General features: G+C 67.5%; 22 protein-coding genes and 1 tRNA gene. 8 read left to right on the plus strand and 15 right to left on the minus strand.

Annotated features, from left to right (window positions below; genetic code table 11):
- Positions 1-33: 33 nt before the first annotated feature.
- Positions 34-828 carry a hypothetical protein gene (locus tag N7590_RS04780; RefSeq protein ID WP_164240736.1) on the plus strand — a complete coding sequence of 265 codons (795 nt, stop codon included), beginning with the start codon at positions 34-36 and terminating at the stop codon, positions 826-828.
- Between the two features lie 87 nt (positions 829-915).
- Here the strand turns inward: N7590_RS04780 and N7590_RS04785 are convergent, their stop codons facing one another.
- The 3 genes from N7590_RS04785 to rocF form a co-directional block, all read right to left on the minus strand.
- Complete coding sequence (locus tag N7590_RS04785; RefSeq protein ID WP_004153772.1) at positions 916-1,137, minus strand: CsbD family protein; 222 nt, start codon at positions 1,135-1,137, stop codon at positions 916-918.
- Between the two features lie 207 nt (positions 1,138-1,344).
- Positions 1,345-1,482 (minus strand): entericidin A/B family lipoprotein, encoded by a 138-nt coding sequence (locus tag N7590_RS04790; protein ID WP_008266021.1) that lies wholly within the window; start codon positions 1,480-1,482, stop codon positions 1,345-1,347.
- A 162-nt stretch (positions 1,483-1,644) separates the two neighbouring features.
- Positions 1,645-2,565, minus strand: a complete 921-nt coding sequence (rocF, locus tag N7590_RS04795; RefSeq protein WP_004153767.1) for an arginase — start codon at positions 2,563-2,565, stop codon at positions 1,645-1,647.
- Between the two features lie 244 nt (positions 2,566-2,809).
- Between rocF and N7590_RS04800 the strand changes: the two genes are divergently transcribed.
- Positions 2,810-3,043, plus strand: a complete 234-nt coding sequence (locus N7590_RS04800; protein WP_239544128.1) for a hypothetical protein — start codon at positions 2,810-2,812, stop codon at positions 3,041-3,043.
- Between the two features lie 24 nt (positions 3,044-3,067).
- Here N7590_RS04800 and N7590_RS04805 read toward each other — a convergent pair whose 3' ends face one another.
- Positions 3,068-3,838: a DUF3011 domain-containing protein gene (locus N7590_RS04805; protein ID WP_164240734.1), complete on the minus strand. Its 771-nt coding sequence runs from the start codon at positions 3,836-3,838 to the stop codon at positions 3,068-3,070.
- Between the two features lie 582 nt (positions 3,839-4,420).
- Between N7590_RS04805 and N7590_RS04810 the strand changes: the two genes are divergently transcribed.
- Complete coding sequence (locus N7590_RS04810) at positions 4,421-4,822, plus strand: hypothetical protein (RefSeq protein ID WP_049456591.1); 402 nt, start codon at positions 4,421-4,423, stop codon at positions 4,820-4,822.
- A 169-nt stretch (positions 4,823-4,991) separates the two neighbouring features.
- On the opposite strand, the gene N7590_RS04815 is transcribed toward N7590_RS04810, so the two are convergent.
- From N7590_RS04815 to birA, 6 genes are all read right to left on the minus strand, one after another.
- Entirely contained in the window at positions 4,992-5,294 is a 303-nt protein-coding gene (locus N7590_RS04815) for an addiction module antidote protein (RefSeq protein ID WP_053448529.1), read from the minus strand.
- Positions 5,295-5,352: 58 nt separating this feature from the next.
- Positions 5,353-5,640 (minus strand): type II toxin-antitoxin system RelE/ParE family toxin, encoded by a 288-nt coding sequence (locus tag N7590_RS04820; RefSeq protein ID WP_004136948.1) that lies wholly within the window; start codon positions 5,638-5,640, stop codon positions 5,353-5,355.
- Positions 5,641-5,823: 183 nt separating this feature from the next.
- Positions 5,824-5,899, minus strand: a tRNA-Thr gene (locus N7590_RS04825).
- A 41-nt stretch (positions 5,900-5,940) separates the two neighbouring features.
- Positions 5,941-6,795: an SPOR domain-containing protein gene (locus N7590_RS04830; RefSeq protein ID WP_279935205.1), complete on the minus strand. Its 855-nt coding sequence runs from the start codon at positions 6,793-6,795 to the stop codon at positions 5,941-5,943.
- Between the two features lie 9 nt (positions 6,796-6,804).
- On the minus strand, positions 6,805-7,536 hold the full coding sequence (locus N7590_RS04835) for a type III pantothenate kinase (protein WP_065183739.1): 732 nt from the start codon (positions 7,534-7,536) through the stop codon (positions 6,805-6,807).
- Positions 7,533-8,501, minus strand: coding sequence for a bifunctional biotin--[acetyl-CoA-carboxylase] ligase/biotin operon repressor BirA (gene birA / locus N7590_RS04840; protein WP_053509272.1), 969 nt, complete (start codon positions 8,499-8,501; stop codon positions 7,533-7,535). Before birA ends, N7590_RS04835 begins: the two co-directional genes overlap by 4 nt.
- Before the next feature lie 144 nt (positions 8,502-8,645).
- Here birA and N7590_RS04845 point away from each other — a divergent pair, with 144 nt between their 5' ends.
- Positions 8,646-8,924 (plus strand): hypothetical protein, encoded by a 279-nt coding sequence (locus N7590_RS04845; protein WP_008264959.1) that lies wholly within the window; start codon positions 8,646-8,648, stop codon positions 8,922-8,924.
- Positions 8,891-9,682, plus strand: a complete 792-nt coding sequence (locus N7590_RS04850; protein ID WP_180878682.1) for a M90 family metallopeptidase — start codon at positions 8,891-8,893, stop codon at positions 9,680-9,682. The genes N7590_RS04845 and N7590_RS04850 overlap by 34 nt, the downstream gene beginning before the upstream one ends.
- A gap of 127 nt (positions 9,683-9,809) precedes the next feature.
- Here the strand turns inward: N7590_RS04850 and N7590_RS04855 are convergent, their stop codons facing one another.
- The 4 genes from N7590_RS04855 to dusA form a co-directional block, all read right to left on the minus strand.
- A complete protein-coding gene (locus N7590_RS04855) occupies positions 9,810-11,234 on the minus strand; it encodes a sensor histidine kinase (protein ID WP_008268038.1) in 1,425 nt (474 codons plus the stop codon).
- A 25-nt stretch (positions 11,235-11,259) separates the two neighbouring features.
- Positions 11,260-11,943, minus strand: a complete 684-nt coding sequence (locus N7590_RS04860; RefSeq protein ID WP_004136763.1) for a response regulator transcription factor — start codon at positions 11,941-11,943, stop codon at positions 11,260-11,262.
- A 73-nt stretch (positions 11,944-12,016) separates the two neighbouring features.
- The gene (locus N7590_RS04865; RefSeq protein ID WP_053448522.1) at positions 12,017-12,391 is read right to left on the minus strand and encodes a hypothetical protein; all 375 of its coding nucleotides are present in this window, start codon (positions 12,389-12,391) and stop codon (positions 12,017-12,019) included.
- 213 nt (positions 12,392-12,604) lie between these two features.
- Positions 12,605-13,636 (minus strand): tRNA dihydrouridine(20/20a) synthase DusA, encoded by a 1,032-nt coding sequence (gene dusA / locus N7590_RS04870; RefSeq protein ID WP_164240646.1) that lies wholly within the window; start codon positions 13,634-13,636, stop codon positions 12,605-12,607.
- 198 nt (positions 13,637-13,834) lie between these two features.
- On the opposite strand from dusA, the gene N7590_RS04875 reads away from it, so the two are divergent.
- On the plus strand, positions 13,835-14,143 hold the full coding sequence (locus N7590_RS04875) for an addiction module antidote protein (protein ID WP_279935208.1): 309 nt from the start codon (positions 13,835-13,837) through the stop codon (positions 14,141-14,143).
- Positions 14,144-14,193: 50 nt separating this feature from the next.
- Here the strand turns inward: N7590_RS04875 and N7590_RS04880 are convergent, their stop codons facing one another.
- On the minus strand, positions 14,194-15,648 hold the full coding sequence (locus N7590_RS04880; protein ID WP_164240642.1) for a SulP family inorganic anion transporter: 1,455 nt from the start codon (positions 15,646-15,648) through the stop codon (positions 14,194-14,196).
- Between the two features lie 207 nt (positions 15,649-15,855).
- On the opposite strand from N7590_RS04880, the gene N7590_RS04885 reads away from it, so the two are divergent.
- Both N7590_RS04885 and N7590_RS04890 read left to right on the plus strand, forming a co-directional pair.
- On the plus strand, positions 15,856-16,836 hold the full coding sequence (locus N7590_RS04885; protein ID WP_164240640.1) for a cation transporter: 981 nt from the start codon (positions 15,856-15,858) through the stop codon (positions 16,834-16,836).
- A gap of 110 nt (positions 16,837-16,946) precedes the next feature.
- Positions 16,947-17,372, plus strand: a complete 426-nt coding sequence (locus N7590_RS04890) for an organic hydroperoxide resistance protein (RefSeq protein WP_005411948.1) — start codon at positions 16,947-16,949, stop codon at positions 17,370-17,372.
- Positions 17,373-17,466 lie beyond the last annotated feature (94 nt).

Below are 17,466 nucleotides of genomic sequence, written 5' to 3' on the forward strand. Positions count from 1 at the left end.
CGTTCATTCACGCAACCCCGCTGGAGACGCCCGATGAAACGCCTGCTGCCCCTGCTGCTGATCCTGCCCCTGGCCGGCTTCCGCCCGGCACCGCCCCCGCCGCCGGCCTACCAGGGCGGCCCGGTGCGCATGGCCCTGGTTGACCGCGACCGCGGCACCGAACTGCGCAGCTACCCCGCCGAAGGCCAGCGCTGGGTGGCCGGCGAGCGTGGCCATCGCTACGCCGTGCGCCTGTACAACGACAGCCCGCGCCGGGTGCTGGTGGTGCTGTCGGTAGACGGCATCAACGCCATTTCCGGCGAAGATGCCGATCCCTCGCAGACCGGCTACGTGCTCAACCCCGGCCAGCGCGCCGACATCACCGGCTGGCGCAAGAGCCAGGACGAAGTGGCGCAGTTCGTGTTCAGCAGCCCCAGCGGCAGTTATGCCAACCGCACCGGCCGCCCGGACAACATCGGCGTGGTGGGCGTGGCCGTGTTCGAGGAAGCGCGTCGCTGGCGCCCCGAGCCGATCCTGCGCCGCAGCCTGCCCGCTCCGGCCCCGGCGGCCGAAGCCGCGGCCGATGCCAGCGCCAGCCGCATCGAGGGTTATGCCAGCAAGTCGCAGGCGCCGGCACTGGGCACCGGCCACGGCGCACGCGAACAGTCGTCGGTGCGCGACACCGACTTCGAACGCGCCAGCCGCAGCCCGGCCCAGGTGCTGCAGCTGCGCTACGACAGCGCGCGCAACCTGCGTGCACGCGGCATCCTGGTGGACACGCCGTCGCGCCTGCCGCGTGAACCGCAGGCCTTCCCAAACCGCTACGTGCCGGACCCGCCGGCACGCTGATCGCCCCGTCCAGACAGCACAACGCCCGCAACCTCACGGTGCGGGCGTCGTGTTGTGGGGGGAAACGCGTGGGGGAAACCGTGGTGCTTACTTGTAGTCCGGATAGTCCTTGCTCACCGCATCCTGGAACTCACGGACTTCCTTCTCAGCGCGGTCCTTGGCCCAGCCATAACGTTCCTGCAGGCGGCCCGCCAGGTATTCGGCATTGCCTTCGGCCACATCGAAATCGTCGTTGGTCAGATCGCCCCACTTGGCCTGGGCCTTGCCCTTCAGCTGCGACCACTTGCCGGAAATGATGTCTTTGTTCATTGCTGGGAGTCCTTGGTTGCAACGGCGTTCTTACCGTGGCTCCAGCTTCGCGCAGCGGCTGTTGAATGCCGGTCAACCCGCCATGAAATGCACGCTCACCTGCTTGAATGGTTCACTCCGCTTGCACAGCCCTGCAGCGAAAAAGCGCGCGCAAAAAAAAAGGCCGGGGAAACCCGGCCTTTTTTCTCTTTCCGTTCCGCGCAGGGCTCAACGGCCCTTCGCGGTGTCCTCGACCTTCTCGCCCGCCTTCTGCACGTCCTTGCCGGCACCGGCAATGGTGTTGCAACCGGCCAGCAGGGCCACCGAGAACATCGACAACAGCATCAGGGCAACTACGCGCTTCATGGGCTTCTCCTTGGGTTTGCCGCTACACCGCTCAATTCGCGGATGGGATTCTTTCGCTCGGCGGAAGAAGGCCAATGCCCACTGCCGCCGCGTGAAGTGCAATCTGGCGGCAGACGCGTGGAGCGCGTGTGAACGGATCAAAGATCCGTTCAGGCCAAAGGCTCAATCGCGCATCAGGGTGGACTTGCCGAACAGGCTTTCGACCAGGTCCACGGCCAGTTCGGCGGTGGCATTCTGCTTGTCCAACAAGGGGTTAAGCTCGACGATGTCCAGCGAGCCCATGCGCCCGGTGTCGGCGATCATCTCCATCACCAACTGCGCCTCGCGGTAGTTCACCCCGCCCGGCACGGTGGTGCCCACGCCCGGCGCGATGCTCGGGTCGAGGAAGTCCACATCGAAGCTGACATGCAGGTGGGTGTTCTCGTCGATGCCGGCCAGCGCCGCTTCCACCGCGCGCTTCATGCCGTTCTCGTCGATGTAGCGCATGTCATAGACATCGACCTTGTGGGTCTTGATCAGGCGCTTTTCTTCCGGGTCCACCGAGCGGATGCCGATCTGGTGCATCTGCGCCGGGGTGATCGCCGGCGACGTGCCGCCCAGCCGGGTCAGCGCATCGGGGCCAAGGCCGCACAGGCAGGCCACCGGCATGCCGTGGATGTTGCCCGACGGCGTCACATCGCTGGTGTTGAAATCCGAATGCGCATCCAGCCACAGCACGCGCAGGGTCTTGCCCTGCTCGCGGCACCAGCGCGCCACGGCGGTGATCGAACCGATGCCCAGGCAGTGGTCGCCGCCGAGCATGATGGGCATGCGGCCGGCCTGCAGTTCGGCATAGCTGGCTTCCATCAAGGCGTGGTTCCACGCCACCACCTCATCCAGGTGGCGGTAGCCTTCCACCGGCGCGGTCCACGGGTTGCGCGGGCCGTCCAGGTTGCCCAGGTCGCGCACGTCCACGCCGCGCGCCTCCAGCGCCTCCGGCAGGCCCGCCACGCGCAGCGCTTCCGGCCCCAGCCGTGCACCGCGATGGCCCGCACCCACGTCGGTGGGAACGCCAATCAGGGATACGGAGATGGGATGGGCCATGGGTGCCTCCTGCGGGGGAAAAAGAAGCACAGTCTAGCCAGAGCTGTGTGACACCACTCGCGGCGGTGCAGCAGTGAATTGGCATGGCATGATGGCGCGCGGACCCGCCCCCGCTTCATGGAAGATTGCGATGTCGCCCTTCATCAACACTGCCTGGCCCCGCTTTTTCATGGTGGCGCTGCCCATCGCCATTTTTGCGGTTCTGTTGAGCAACTCCATCGATGCATCGCCGAACGGCTAGCTGATGCAGGCGACGCTCCTTCTGACGCCCTTCTCGTTTCTGCTGTTCCTCGGGTTGGGTTGGCAGCGCCTGCGCAAGGCGCACGCTGAATACCCGATCCTGAAAAGCGAACTGCACCGCATGCTGGCGGCGTTGATCGGCAACGTGAAGGTGGCCGCGCTGTGGTTCGGCCTGACCGTCGTCGGCATGTTCGCCCTGATGCTGGCGTGGGTGCTGCTGCGGAAGAGCGGCGGCTGACAGCGTGGCCCCGAACCCGCGGATTCAACTGCCGCGTCGGCGAACCGGCGTCACGCTCTGCACCTGGCCGTTGTTGCGCATCATGCACAGGAAGCGGCCATCGGGGTAATCGATGATCAGTTCCTGGTAGTCACTGCCTACCGGCATCTGGGTCACCAGCGCACCCTTCGCGCCCTTGCGTGCATTGCAGGCGCCCAGTGCGGTATCGCCCGCCGGCGCGAGGGTAGCCACCGAGGACACATTGCGGAACACCGCGCGGCACCCGCCATTGACCCACACCGAATGCCGCGCCAGGCCCCAATTCTTGCCTTCCTCGCAGCGGGTGCGGCTGAGCTGGCGCACGATTTCCACGTTGCCGCGGGTGTTCAAGTCGCATGACACCTGTTGCTGGCCGGTGGATTCGCAGGTGACTTCGCGCGGCAGCGCGGCATCCCCGGCGGCAGCGTCGCGAGGGCCTGCGCTGTCTGCGGCGGACGCGGGCGTGCCTGTGGTGCTGACCTGGCAGATGCCATTGGCACCGCGTCGGCCGGTGTAGCTGACCTGCGGCGTGCCGTCATCGTTGCTGCTGATTGACAGGGTGACGTCGCTTTTGGCGTCGCGGGCTTCGAAATAGCGGTCGTTGAAGCGCTTCAGCGTCGCCTCGCGGCCCTGCACGTAGACCGGCCCGCCCTCATCGGCGTGCACATCGATGCCGCCCGGGCAACTGGCGTTGAAGAACGGCACGGCCGCCATGGCCGGGGCTGCGAAGGCGGTGGACAACAGTGCGGCGGTGAGCGGCAGAGCGTGGCGGCGCATATGCAGTTCCCAAAGGGTGTGTGCCCGCAGTATGCGGCCGGGTGCCCGGCGCGGGGCGTGAGGAGAATGATGCGCCGCGCGGCGGGTTTTGGCGTTCGCATTTGGTATGGTGGTTATGGCGCCTTGCCCGCGCTGTTAAGCCAGCTTTACTTCGCGGGCGTTTCAAGGCCTCGAAACAGTGCTGATTCCGGTCAAACTCCAGCGAATGACTGCGCTGCGCGATATGTCGTTTTCGGCATTGCAGCGGCTGAAACAAGCCAATCGCGATAATTCATTTTTCCTTTCATATCACCCGATGCCATCGAAACAAACGACTGGCAGGCGGGTATTTCGCGTGCGCATGATGAATCGCCCCCTGCAAAGGTGGCCGGGACTTCCAAGCCCGTGTTGTCAACGATGTGTACGCTTGCCAGCCGGCGCCGTCCTCCCAAGAGCGGCGTCGGCTGGCAATCCGTTAGCCGATCGACGGCGGGCGGTGCGTGGGGGCCTCGTGCCCGCCGATTCGTTGACCCGGTCTTGGAAGCCACGCATCGCCTGCCACCCTTCTCGGGTGGCACCTCTGTTCCCGCCGAGGATGCCCGCATGTCCAAGACCCTCTATCCGTACCTGACCGCCACGCTGGGCGACGCCGCCCTGCATCTGCCGCTCGAACTGGCGCAGCCCCTGGAAGCCGCCTTCGCCGCTGCGAACGATGCGCCCACGCCTATCAATCTCCCCGTGTGCCTGCGGCAGATCCAGGCCGGCGATGCCGCCGACGGACAGCCGTGGCAGGGGCCGGCCAGCACGCCCGGCCAAGCGGTGGACGCCGCGCGCAGGGACCGCGCCGCCGCCGGTCTGGTATCGGTGCTGGAGCTGTACCACGCCGCCGAGCGCGTTCGCGTGGATGGGGAAGAGAAAGACGATATCGGCGATGGCACGCGCGAGGGGCTGATGCTGGCCTGCCGGGGGTTGGCGGAGTATGTGGCGTTGCAGGTGCGTAGCTGAGGCTGCGTTGGCAGTGTCAGCGGCGTTGATCGAAGGATCTGCCCACGTCATGCATTGAGCTGACTCACCGGCTTGGGACGAAGAAACCGCCGAAAGGCGCTTTTTTTATGTTCGTTCCACCGCCTTTGCGACCGGCGGCGCGCCGACGCATCAAGATCGGCGCGTGTGCCTATGCTGCGCTGGCATGCAGGCGTACACCCAGGGCGCGGGTCACTTTGAGGATGGTCGCAAAATCAGGGCTGCGCTCGCCCGACAGTGCGCGATACAGGCTCTCACGCGACAGGCCTGCCGCACGCGCGACCTTGCTCATCCCCTGAGCGCGTGCGATGTCGCCGAGCGCCTTGGCAATGAACGCAGAATCGCCATCGCTTTCTGCGATGCAAGCATCGAGATAGGCCGCCATCTCCTCCGGTGTACGAAGGTGCTCGGCCACGTCAAATGCTTTGAGTTCGACTTTCTTCTTGATGGCCATGATGGGACAGCTCCAGTACTTCGGTAGTGAGTCGTTTCACCTACAGCCCGTTCGACACTTACAGGGCACGCGCAATCTCTTTGGCCTTCTCGATATCGCGTTGCTGTGAACCCTTGTCGCCGCCAGCCAGCAGAATCACCCACTGCCTGCCGCGCTGGGTGTAGTACACGCGGTAACCCGGTCCCACATCGATGCGCAGTTCGGAAACGCCATCGGCCAGATAGCGGTGATCGCCCAGATGGCCTTCGCTGAGCCGACCGATACGGGCCAGGATGCGAGCGCGCCCGGTTACGTCCTTGAGAGCGTCAATCCATGTCGCGAACTGACGGGTACGCTGGATCTTCATGGAGGACTGTAGCCTACCGGCTACACATTCTCAACCCTGCGGAACGCGCTCTGGGAAATGCACAGCCATGGATCACGCGCCGAATGGCAGATCAGCAACGAAAGAAGGAAGAAGACGCGACAGGGAGCAATGCTCGACCAACGACCGTGCCGCGGCTGTGCGGGCACAACGACAGTTGCTTGATGGTGCCGCTTATCCGAATCGAACGGATGACCTACTGTTTACAAGACAGTTGCTCTACCAACTGAGCTAAAGCGGCATGGGTGGTGCACCGGCGGCAGCGCCGCGGTCCGGGGGATTCTAGCGCAACCGCGCGCATTCCAGCGACCGGCTCTGGGCCGCGCCGCTGCGCTGCTGGGCCTGGGCCGGCTGCGTGCCCGCCGCCAGCTGGCCTTCCAGCCACCATTGGCCGGCGTCGCCGCTGGCCACCAGCCGCGGCTGGAAGCCGGCGGCCTGCACCGCCGCCACGCGGCGCTCGGCGCCCTCGCGGTTGCGGTACTGGCCCAGTGCCACGGCGTTGATGTCCTCGCCCTGGCTGATGATGTAGTAGTCGCTCAGGCCGGCAGCGACGATGCGCTTCACCGTTGCCTGCGCTTCTTCCCGGTTGGCGGCGGCCGGCAGCAGCACGCGGTAGCGGGCACTGCCGCTGGCGGCGGGCTGTTCGCGCAGGCGCACCTGGCTGATGGCATTGCCGGCCTTGCCCTGTGCGGCGGTCGCGGCGGCGCGGTCGGCAAATGGGCCCAGTGCGACACAGCGCGGCGGTTCCGGGGCGGCTGGCGGCGTCGCGGGCTTCTCCGCAACCGGTGCGGGCGCGGGTTTGGCGGCTGCAGCAACGGCCACGGGTGCAGGTGCAGGCGCCGCCTCTGCCACCTGCGGCTTGGCCACATCTGGCTTGGCCGGCACCGCGGGCGCGGGCGCCGCTGCCACGGCGGACTTCTCGGCCGGTTCGCGCTCCATCAGCGGGGCGGTCGGGGCGGCAGCGGTGGCTTCGGCAGCGGCCGTCGCATCAGCCCCACCGGGCACCCAGCGCAGCTCGGCCACGCCGGCCGGTTGCGGTGCGGGCGCAGGCGCTTGCGGCGCATCGCGCAGCAGCCACCAGCAGGCGACGCCAAGATTGAGGATGGCCAGTACGACGATCAGGGCACGGGTCAGCATGCGCGGATACTAGCCTGCGGGCTGGTGCACCGCCCAGCGGGCGAGGCCATCCAGCACCAGCGACGGGTGGTAGTCGGCGCCGGGCAGCAGCGGCATCAGCGCCGGTGCGCCACCCCCGTGCACCAGCAGCGACGGTGCCACGCCCAGCAGTGCGTGCGCCTGCTGTGCGCTGCGTTCGACCAGTGCCACCGCGGCGCCATCGCAGCCGGAGGCCAGCGCGTCGGCGGTGTCGTTGGCGAATTCGCTGTAGTCGCCACCAGTGGCCGGCAGCTGCACCGCACGCGCGTGCAGTGCTTCGCGCATGGTGGTGGGCGATGCGGAGATACGGCCGCCGTGGTGCTGGCCATCGGCGTCGAGCAGGTCAATCGTCAACGCGGTACCCACGCCGACTACCAGTACCGGTCGCTGCGCCTTGGCCGCGGCCAGCAGGGCCAGGAAGCGGTCAACACCGAACTTTTCCGGCTTGGCGTAGGCGATGCGCACGCCGGCGCATTCGGCGCTGGTGCGCACCACATGCACGTGTTCGAAGCGGCGCTGCAGCTGGTCCAGCATGGCGCTGGTCAGCGACGGTGCGGCCACGCTGGCGACGAACGCGGTGGTGCCGCTGGGCAGGCTGTGCGGTGGCTGCCCGGCCATGCCTTCGGCGCCATGCGCCCAGGCCTGCACATCGCCGGCACGGTCACCCTGCAACGGCGCGAACTTGAAGCGCGAGTTGCCGAGGTCGAACAGCCAATCGCTCATGCCGCCCTCACGCTGACTTCGCCGGCGTGCAGCAGGCGTTCCTGGCCATCAATGCGCACGCGCAGCGCGCCGTCATCGGCCAGGCCCAGCGCGGTGCCGTGCTGCCACTGCCCTTCCAGCTCCACGCGTACTTCGCGGCCGGCCAGCATGTCGAAGGCGGCGTAGCGCGGCAGGAACGGTGCGAGGCCTTCGCGATCGAATTCTTCCAGCGCCGGCAGCAGGCGCGTCAGCACGGCCGCAACAACCACGTTGCGGTCCACCGGCTTGCCGGCCAGCGTGTCCAGGTCCACCCACGGCTGGGTGATCTGCTCGGCGAACGCGGGCGGCATGTGCGTGTTGATGCCGATGCCGATCACCGCGCGCGCCGGGCCGGCGTATTCGCCACCACCTTCGGCGAGCAGGCCGACCAGCTTGCGCTTGCCATCGACGATCAGGTCATTCGGCCACTTCAGCTGCGCCTGGGTGAAACCAAGGTCATGCAGCGCTTCGGCCACGGCGATGCCGGCCACCAGGCTCAGCCCGGCCAGGCGGCCAAGGCCACCGGAGTACAGGCGCAGCACCGACAGGTAGATGTGCGCGGCCAGCGGCGAGGCCCAGGTACGGCCACGACGGCCGCGGCCACCGGTCTGGCGTTCGGCCAAAAGGACGCTCACCCCGCGCTGGGGCGCGCTGCAACGCAGCAATTCGGCGTTGGTGGAGTCCACCATCCAGGCCACCTGCAGGTCGTGCAGCAGCGGCAGAACCGCGGCAGGCAGGCCCGCGCGGATCGCGTCCGGGTCCAGCAGGTCGACCGGACGGGTCAGGCCATAGCCCTCGCCAGCACGGCCTTCCACGCCCACGCCGGCAGCCCTAAGTCCTTGAATGCGCTTCCAAATGGCCGCCCGGGTCTGGCCCAGCTCACGGGCCAGGGCGTCGCCCGACAGGCGACCGGCAGCGAGTTTGGCCAGCAATTGGCGATCGTCCACGGCAGCTTCCACGAAGTCAGGACGGAATTATGCGGGAAAGCCGCCAGCGACGCCCGCCACGCTGGGTTCTGCGGGGGCTTCCAACGGGGCGCCGGGTTCGGGCTAGAATCGGGAACTCACCTTCCCTTAACGTGAATGTCGTCAATGCGCCGTTATGCCCATTGCCTGATCCTGCTGATGATGCCCTTCGCGGCGTCTGCAACGGCAGCGCTGGACGACAGCCGTGGGGCCTGCGTGTCCTCCAACGGGGATGCCGCTTCGCAGCGTGCACCGGCCGCCAGCGCCGCGGCCGCCACGACCAAGCCGGCACCGGTTCGCCCGGCGGCCAACACCAGCACCGGTGGCGGCGGCAGTGATGACGACGTGCTGCAGCGCATCCGCGCACCGAAGTGGCACAGCTACCTGCCGGGAATGTTCCGCTGATCAAGTCGTTGCTGCAGTGGCTGCGGCCTGCGCCGCGGCCGATTGACGATGCGCTTTGGGATAACGCCTGCCGCCGCGCGGCCTGGTTGCACGGCCTGGACGACGCGCGTCGCGCGCGCCTGCGCGTGCTGGCCACGCGCTTCCTGCACGAGAAGACCATCACCCCCATCGGCGAGCTGCAGCTGCAGCCCGGCGATGGCGTGCTGCTGGCCGCGCTGTGCTGCCTGCCGCTGCTGGAATTCGGCGAGGTGGGGCTGGAAGGCTGGTCGCAGCTGATCGTCTACCCCGATGCGTTCCGCGTGCACCGCAGCCACATGGATGCGGCCGGCGTGCTGCACGAATGGGATGACGAGCTGATTGGCGAGTCGTGGGACAGCGGTCCGTTGATCCTGTCCTGGGCCGATGTGCAGGCCGACCTGGCCGCGCCGCACGAGGGTTACTGCGTGGCGGTGCACGAGATGGTGCACAAGCTGGATGCGCTGGATGGCGCAATGGATGGCACGCCGCCGCTGCCACGGCAATGGCAGCGCGAGTGGGCCGGCATTTTCCAGCGTGCCTACGACGCGTTCTGTGCGCAGGTGGATGCGGGTGAGGAAACGCTGATCGATCCGTATGCGGCCGAGGCGCCGGAAGAGTTCTTCGCGGTGGCCAGCGAGTACCACTTCTCGGCACCGGATCTGCTGCAGCAGGCGTTGCCGGAGGTGGCCGCGCAGCTGCGGCGGTTCTATGGCGAGCCGCCGGCGTTCGAACAACGGTAGTGCCGGCCGCTGGCCGGCAAGCTCATGATCTTCGGTGGCATTGCCAGGTTGCCGGCCAGCGGCCGGCACTACCGGAACACCACGTGTTGTTGCGCCAGGCGATGCCCGGCGGACGGGAACGCGCGGTTTACGGCCCCGGCGGCAGGCGCACTTCGAAGCGGGCGCCGCCGAGTTCGCTGGAACGGCCGACGGCCAGTTCACCGCGGTAGTCCTTGATCAGGTCCTGCACGATCGACAGGCCGATGCCGTGGCCCTGCACGCGCTCGTCGCCGCGCACGCCGCGCTGCAGCACCTTGCCGATGTCGTCCGGGGCGATGCCCGGGCCATCGTCGTCCACCGCCAGCAGCAGGCCGGCGCGACGCGCGTTCGGTGCCGGCAGCGGCTGCGCGGTCAGCAGCACGCGGCGGTTGGCCCACTTGAAGGCGTTTTCCAGCAGGTTGCCGAGCAGTTCCTGCAGATCGCCCGGTTCGCCGTGGAAGCGCGCGGCCGGGTCGATGTCGAACTCGCACAGCACGCCCTTGGAGGCGTAGACCTTCTCCAGTCCACGCACGATTTCCTCGGCATTGGATTCGATCGGCAGCGGCGCGGAGAACAGCTTGTGGCCCGAAGACGCCGCGCGCGCCAGCTGGTACGAGACCAGGTTGTTCATGCGCTGCAGCTGCACGTCCAGTTCCTCGCGCAGCGCGCCGTCACCGGCACCGCTGTCCATCTGCGTGCGCAGCACCGCGATCGGTGTCTTCAGGCTGTGCGCCAGGTCGGCCAGGGTGTTGCGCTGGCGCTCCAGGTTCTCGCGCTCACTCTCGATGAAGGCATTGATGCTGTCGGTCAGCGGCTCCAGCTCGCGCGGGTGGCGCTCGCTCATGCGCGCGGTCTCGCCGCGCTGCACCTTGGTCAGCTCGGTAATGACCCGCCGCAGCGGGCGCAGGCTCCACTGCAGGATGACGGTCTGCAGCAGCAGCAGGATCAGGCCGATGCCACCGAGGTAGAACCAGACCCGGCTGCGGAACACGCGCAGCTGCGCGCCCAGCGCGCGCGAGTCTTCCATCACGTAGATGGTGTACGGGAATTCGGTGGCGGGGTCGGCATCGGCGTCCCACACCAGGCCCAGGCCATAGCGGTACACCGAGCCCTGGCTGCCATCGATCTGGATCATCGGCAGCGGGCCTTCGAACACTTCCTGGCGCGGCGCCAGCAGGCCACCGCCCACGGTGGGCAGCATCGGGCCTTCGGCGGACATCGAATTGCCCTTGCCGTGCGGCATCACCACCTGCAGGTACAGGCCGCTGCCTGGAACGTCGAAGCGCGAATCCGGCGGCTGCTCGCGGATGTACAGCGAGCGGTCGCGGGTGAAGTCGATGCCGGCCGCGTAGGCGGTGGCGTAGTTCTTCAGGCGCTCACGCAGGTTCGCCTTCGCCGTGTCGGCGAAGGCGGCGTCGAGCGCGTAACCGGCCAGCGCCAGGAACGCGACCAGGCCCACGGACGCGGCGAACATCTGGCGCGCCTGCAGTGAGCGCGGCCGCCAGCGTCGGAAGAACCACAGACGGCCGGACATCGTGTTATCGCCAGGGTGAGCCGGCTCAGCCCTCGTTGCGCGGGATCGCGAAACGGTAGCCGCGACCACGCACGGTCTCGATCGGCTTCAGTTCGCCATCCGGGTCCAGCTTCTTGCGCAGGCGGCCGATGAACACTTCCAGCACGTTCGAGTCGCGGTCGAAGTCCTGCTGGTAGATGTGCTCGGTGAGGTCGGCCTTGGAGACCAGTTCACCGGCATGCATCATCAGGTACTCCAGCACCTTGTACTCGTAGCTGGTCAGGTCGACATTGCTGCCGGCCACGCTGACGGTCTGGGCAGCCAGATCCAGGGCGACCGGGCCGCATTCCAGGGTCGGCTTGCTCCAGCCGGCGGCGCGGCGCAGCAGCGCGTTGACGCGGGCCAGCAGCTCTTCGACGTGGAACGGCTTGACCAGGTAATCGTCGGCGCCCTGCTTCAGGCCCTCGACCTTGTCCTGCCAGCTCGAACGCGCGGTCAGGATCAGCACCGGGAACTTCTTGCCTTCGTCACGCAGGGCCTTGATCAGCTCCATGCCCGACATCTTGGGCAGGCCGAGGTCGATGATGCCGACATCGAACGGGACTTCGCGCCCCATGTAGAGGCCTTCCTCGCCGTCCTGCGCAGCATCGACGGCAAAGCCTTCGCGCTTGAGCCGGGCTGCCAGGGTCTCACGCAGCGGGGCTTCGTCTTCGACCAGAAGGATACGCATGAACTCTCCCTAGTGTCCTGGGTGTGGCCCGGAGGCCTGTGGGGTACGGGTTGATAGCGACAACTATCCCTGTTCAGGGGTTATCGCCGCGTAGTGATGACATATCCGACCGCGGCGTGCGCGGCTGTGAACGCGACGGGGCGGGATCGTCCATGTAGCGGACCCGGCCCCGGTCGTCCATGTATTTCACCCGGTTGATGTCGCGACCATCGAACGGCACGCGCTCGGCACCGAGGATGTGGCCGCCGGTGGTGCGCTGCACGCGGCGCACGGCATCGGACAGCGAACGCTCGTCGCCACGGTTGCCGCGCTCGCCCCGCTCCATCATCTCCGCCCGCCCCTGGTCGCCGCGCGGCGGCTGTTGCGCCAGCGCCGAAGACAACGGCGCAGCCGCCAGCAGCACGCAGGTGGCCAGGGCAATGCGGCGGTGGAAGGGAGCGGAAGACATCGATGCGATCCTAGCCGAGCTCGGCGATTCGTTCAAAAGTCGTAAATCCGGGTGCCGGGTTCGGGACCCGGCGCTTTATAAATCCTTTGCAAATTCTTGGTTTGGGGCAGTGAATCCGGTCTGAACTTTTCCGGTCCCACCGCCGCGTTGTTCAGCTAAGTGAACATTCGGGACGAATCGCCGCCCCTTGTCAAGTCAGGAATGTGACCTCGGTCACGCTGCGACCCGATCCGCATCGCGTTCGGTGACCGCCAGCGCCTGCTCCATCAGGCTCCAGTCGGCGCCCGGGCGGTGTGCGCCCTCGCTCAGCACCTGGCGGAATGCGCGGCCACCGGGCTGCCCGTGGAACAGGCCGAGCAGGTGGCGGGTGATGTGCTTCAGCGCCAGGCCTTCGCCCAGGCGCGCTTCCACATAGGGGCGCAGCGCGCGCAGCAGGTCGCCACGGGCCTGCAGCGGTGCGCCGGTGTGCAGCGCCTCCAGCTGATGCAGCAGATAGGGGTCGTGGTAGGCCGCGCGGCCCAGCATCACGCCGTCGACGTGCGCGGCCTGCGCCTGCACCGCCTCGAGGCTGGCCAGGCCACCGTTGAGCACCACCGGCAGCGCCGGGCGCTCCTGCTTCAGGCGGTAGGCCCAGTCGTACTTCAGCGGCGGAACCTCGCGGTTCTCCTTCGGCGACAGGCCCTTCAGCCATGCGTTGCGGGCGTGCACCACCACCATCGCCGCACCGGCGGCGACCTGGCGGTCGACGAACGCGGCGAACACGTCGTAGTCGTTGTCTTCGTCCACGCCCAGGCGGCACTTCACCGTGACCGGGATATCCACCGCATCGACCATCGCCGCCACGCACTCGGCCACCAGTACCGGCTCGCGCATCAGGCAGGCGCCGAAGCGCCCGGCCTGCACGCGGTCGGACGGGCAGCCGCAGTTGAGGTTGACCTCGTCGTAGCCCCACTCGGCGGCAATGCGCGCGGCCTGCGCCAGCAGCGCCGGATCACTGCCGCCCAGCTGCAGCGCCAGCGGCTGTTCGCTGCGGTCGAAGCCGAGCAGGCGCTCGCGGTCGCCGTGGATGACCGCGTTGGCGTGCACCATCTCCGTGTACAGGCGCGCGCCCGGCGCCAGCACGCGATGGAACACGCGGCAATGGCGGTCGGTCCAGTCCATCATCGGAGCAACGGACAGGCGCAGGGAATCGGCGTAACGGGCGGTGGCGGACGTCATCGGGGCGTTGATCGTGGAGACTGGCATTGCCAGTGAGATCAATAGTTTACACCGGGTGGCTGAATGGCGGCGGGGCACCCTGCGAAGACGCGCCAGGCTTTGACGCAGTTGCCAATTGAACGATGTATCCCTGTAGATACGATTCATGGCGACCCTCCAGGCAAGAGAGACGTTCGCGCGCTGGCTGTGCGTTACGCACGAGGCGCCATTCCCAGGACTCTCCCGATGAGCAAGCTGAAGACGATTCCCTTCGATCCCGCAGACTATCTGGAAGATGACGTCGCAATCGCCACCTATCTGAGCGAGGCCTTGGCAGCAGGTGATGCGGACCACTTCCAGGAGGCACTCGGAACAGTGGCGCGCGCTCGTGGCATGAGCGGTGTTGCCGAGGTCTCCGGCCTTGGACTCGAAAGCCTGTACAAGGCGCTGCGCCCCGGTGCACACCCACGCTTCGACACCGTGCAGCGGGTACTGTCAGCGCTCGGGGTGCATCTCATCGTGCAAGCCGACAAGCAACCCGCAGGCACCGCCTGATCGCTGCCGCTGGCCCGCCGGGCATGGCCCGGCGCTACCACCCTGCCCGATCAATGCCCGCTACGCGCGCCGCCCACCTGCTCGATGAGGGTCTGGCTGGCGGCATTGAGGCCCACCACCGTCACCTGCGCACCATGCGCAACCAGCTTTTCCTGTGCGCGCTCCAGCGCGGCCACGGCGGTCAGGTCCCACAGATGGGCGTCGCGCAGGTCGATCTGCACCTTCGGCGCTACATGCTGGTAGTCGAATGCGGCGCCCAGCTGGCCAGCGGACGCAAAGAACACCTGCCCACGTACGCGGTAGACCTGCGTGTCCCCGGCGTCTTCGCGCTGCACGTCCAGCATGCGGCCAACCTTGCGGGCGAAGAACAGCGCCGACAGCAGCACGCCGCTGAGCACGCCCTTGGCCAGGTCGTGGGTGGCCACGGTGACCACCACGGTCAGCAGCATGACAGCGGAGGAACTGCGCGGATGCGTGCGCAGGTCGCGCAGCGAGCGCCAGCTGAAGGTGCCGATGCTGACCATGATCATCACCGCCACCAGCGCCGCCATTGGAATCTGCCGCACCAGTTCGCTGCCGTACACCACCAGCACCAGCAACACCACGCCAGCCACCAGGCAGGACAGGCGCCCGCGGCCGCCGGAGGTCACGTTGATGACCGACTGGCCGATCATCGCGCAGCCGGCCATGCCGCCAAGGAAGCCTGTGACCGTGTTGGCCACGCCCTGGCCGACGCATTCGCGGTTGCGCTCGCTGGGCGTTTCGGTGATGTCTTCGACGATCTGCAGGGTCATCATCGATTCGAGCAGGCCGACCACCGCCAGCGTGGCTGACACCGGCAGCAGGATGCGCAGCGTTTCCCAGGTAAGCGGAACATCCGGCAGCAGGAAGTGCGGCAGGCTGTCAGGCAGCTGGCCCATGTCGCCCACGCTGCGCACGTCCACGCCGAAGCCGATCACCACGGCGGTGAGCACGACGATGGCCACCAGCGGTGATGGCACCGCGCGGGTGATGCGCGGCAGCAGGTAGATGATCGCCAGTGCGGCGGCGCACAGCACGTATACGGTGGGGCCGCGGCCGATCAGCTCGGGCATCTGTGCCAGGAAAATCAGGATGGCCAGCGCGTTGACGAAGCCGGTGATGACCGAGCGCGAGACGAAGCGCATCAGCGAGCCGAGCTTGAACACGCCGGCCAGCACCTGCAGCAGGCCGGCCAGGATGCTGGCCGCGAACAGGTATTGCAGGCCGTGGTCCTTGACCAGGTCGACCATCACCAGTGCCATCGCGCCGGTGGCAGCGGAGATCATGCCCGGGCGGCCACCGGCGATGGCGGTGATCACCGCGATCGAGAACGCGGCGTACAGGCCGACCTTGGGGTCGACGCCGGCGATGAGCGAGAAGGCGATGGCCTCGGGAATCAGGGCCAGGGCGACGACGATGCCGGACAGCAGGTCGCCACGGATGTTGCCGAGCCATTGCTGGCGCAGGGGGTAGGACGTTTGCATGGGAAAACTCCGCGCACACGCGGGCATGGCCACGTGGCGCTGCAGTGGAAAGACACGGGTTCCTGAGCCGGGCGGGCCGGCTGCCGATGTGCGGCAAGGGTCAGGGTGGCGTGATCACTGCAGGGCGGGGTCGATGCGTGGGAGGGGCGCAGTCTACGCCACTGGGACCATCGGGGACAGCATCGTCGCCTTCGACGGCAGCGCAGCATGGCTCCGCTCTACAATCCAGGCATGGCCGCCGACCGACCGCATTTCTTCGACCCCGCCACCGAACAGGGCGTGCTGCGCCTGTCGATTGCCGGTGCACTGCTGCTGGCAATGGCCGCGGTAGTGTTCGGCCTGTTGGCCAATTCCTCGCTGATCATCTTCGACGGCATCTATGGCCTGATCGACGTAGTGATGACCTGGCTGTCGCTGCTGGTCGCGCGGCTGATCGCACTGTCCACCAGTACCGATGCGCTGCAGTCGCGGCTCAACCAGCGCTTCACCATGGGCTTCTGGCACCTGGAGCCGATCGTACTGGGGGTCAGCGGCACGCTGATGATCGGCGCGGCGCTGTATGCGCTGGTCAATGCGGTGGATGCGCTGATGTCCGGTGGCCGCCATATCGCGCTGGGGCCGGCGATCATCTTTGCCGGCCTGTCACTGGTGGCCGAGAGTGCGCTGGCCTGGTTCGTGCTGCGCGCCAACCGCCGCATCGGGTCGGAGTTCATCGCGCTGGATGCGAAGAACTGGGTGGTGGCGGCCAGCATGTCGGCCTGCTACATGGTGGCCTTCCTCGGCGGCGTGCTGGTGCAGGGCACGACGTGGGCCTGGATCGGGCCTTACATCGACCCGGCCATCCTGGCCTTCGTCTGCGTGCTGGTGATGATCGCGCCGCTGGGCACCGTGCGCCGGGCGCTGGCCGGCATCCTGCTGGTCACCCCGCCGGAACTGCAGGCGCACGTGGATGCGGTGGCCCGCGCGATCGTGGCGAAGCATGGCTTCGTCGAGCACCGCAGCTACGTGGCACAGGTGGGCCGTGGCGAGCAGATCGAGCTGTTCTTCGTGGTGCCGGAAAACGACCCGCCACGGCCGCTGGTGGAATGGGACCAGCTGCGTGACGAGATCGGCGACGCGCTGGGCGAGGCCTCGCCGGACCGCTGGCTGACCATCATGTTCACCACCGACCGCGAGTGGACGCTCTAGGCCGGCCGGACGATCGATCAAATTTTGCGGACGAGCTGTCACCCAGCGTCCTTGGAAACCGGGCAAAGTAGGCTCCAACGCAACACCACCCACCGACCAGGAGCATCCCGATGTCCATCGAAAAGGTTCTGTACACCGCCCAGGCCACCTCCACCGGCGGCCGCGAAGGCCGTTCCGTCTCGTCCGACAACGTGCTGGACATCCAGCTGTCGACCCCGCGCGAGCTGGGCGGCGCCGGCGGCCCGGGCACCAACCCGGAGCAGCTGTTCGCGGCCGGCTATTCGGCCTGCTTCCTGGGCGCGCTGAAGTTCGTGGCCGGCCAGGCCAAGGTCGCGCTGCCGGCCGACACCACCGTCACCGGCAAGGTGGGCATCGGCCAGATCCCGACCGGTTTCGGCATCGAGGCCGAGCTGACCATCAACGTGCCGGGCGTGCCGCGCGAGCAGGTGGAAGAACTGGTGCAGAAGGCGCACATCGTCTGCCCGTACTCCAACGCCACCCGCGGCAACATCGACGTGACGCTGGTCGTTGCCTGATGCGGTGATGCCGGCCAGCGGCCGGCACTAGCCACGCGCGGGGAAAAAAAATGGGCGGATGCCGGTCGAAACCGGGCATCCGCCCATCCCACCT

The organism is Stenotrophomonas sp. GD04024, assembly GCF_029837545.1.
In the GTDB taxonomy this organism is placed as follows: Bacteria; Pseudomonadota; Gammaproteobacteria; order Xanthomonadales; family Xanthomonadaceae; genus Stenotrophomonas; species Stenotrophomonas forensis.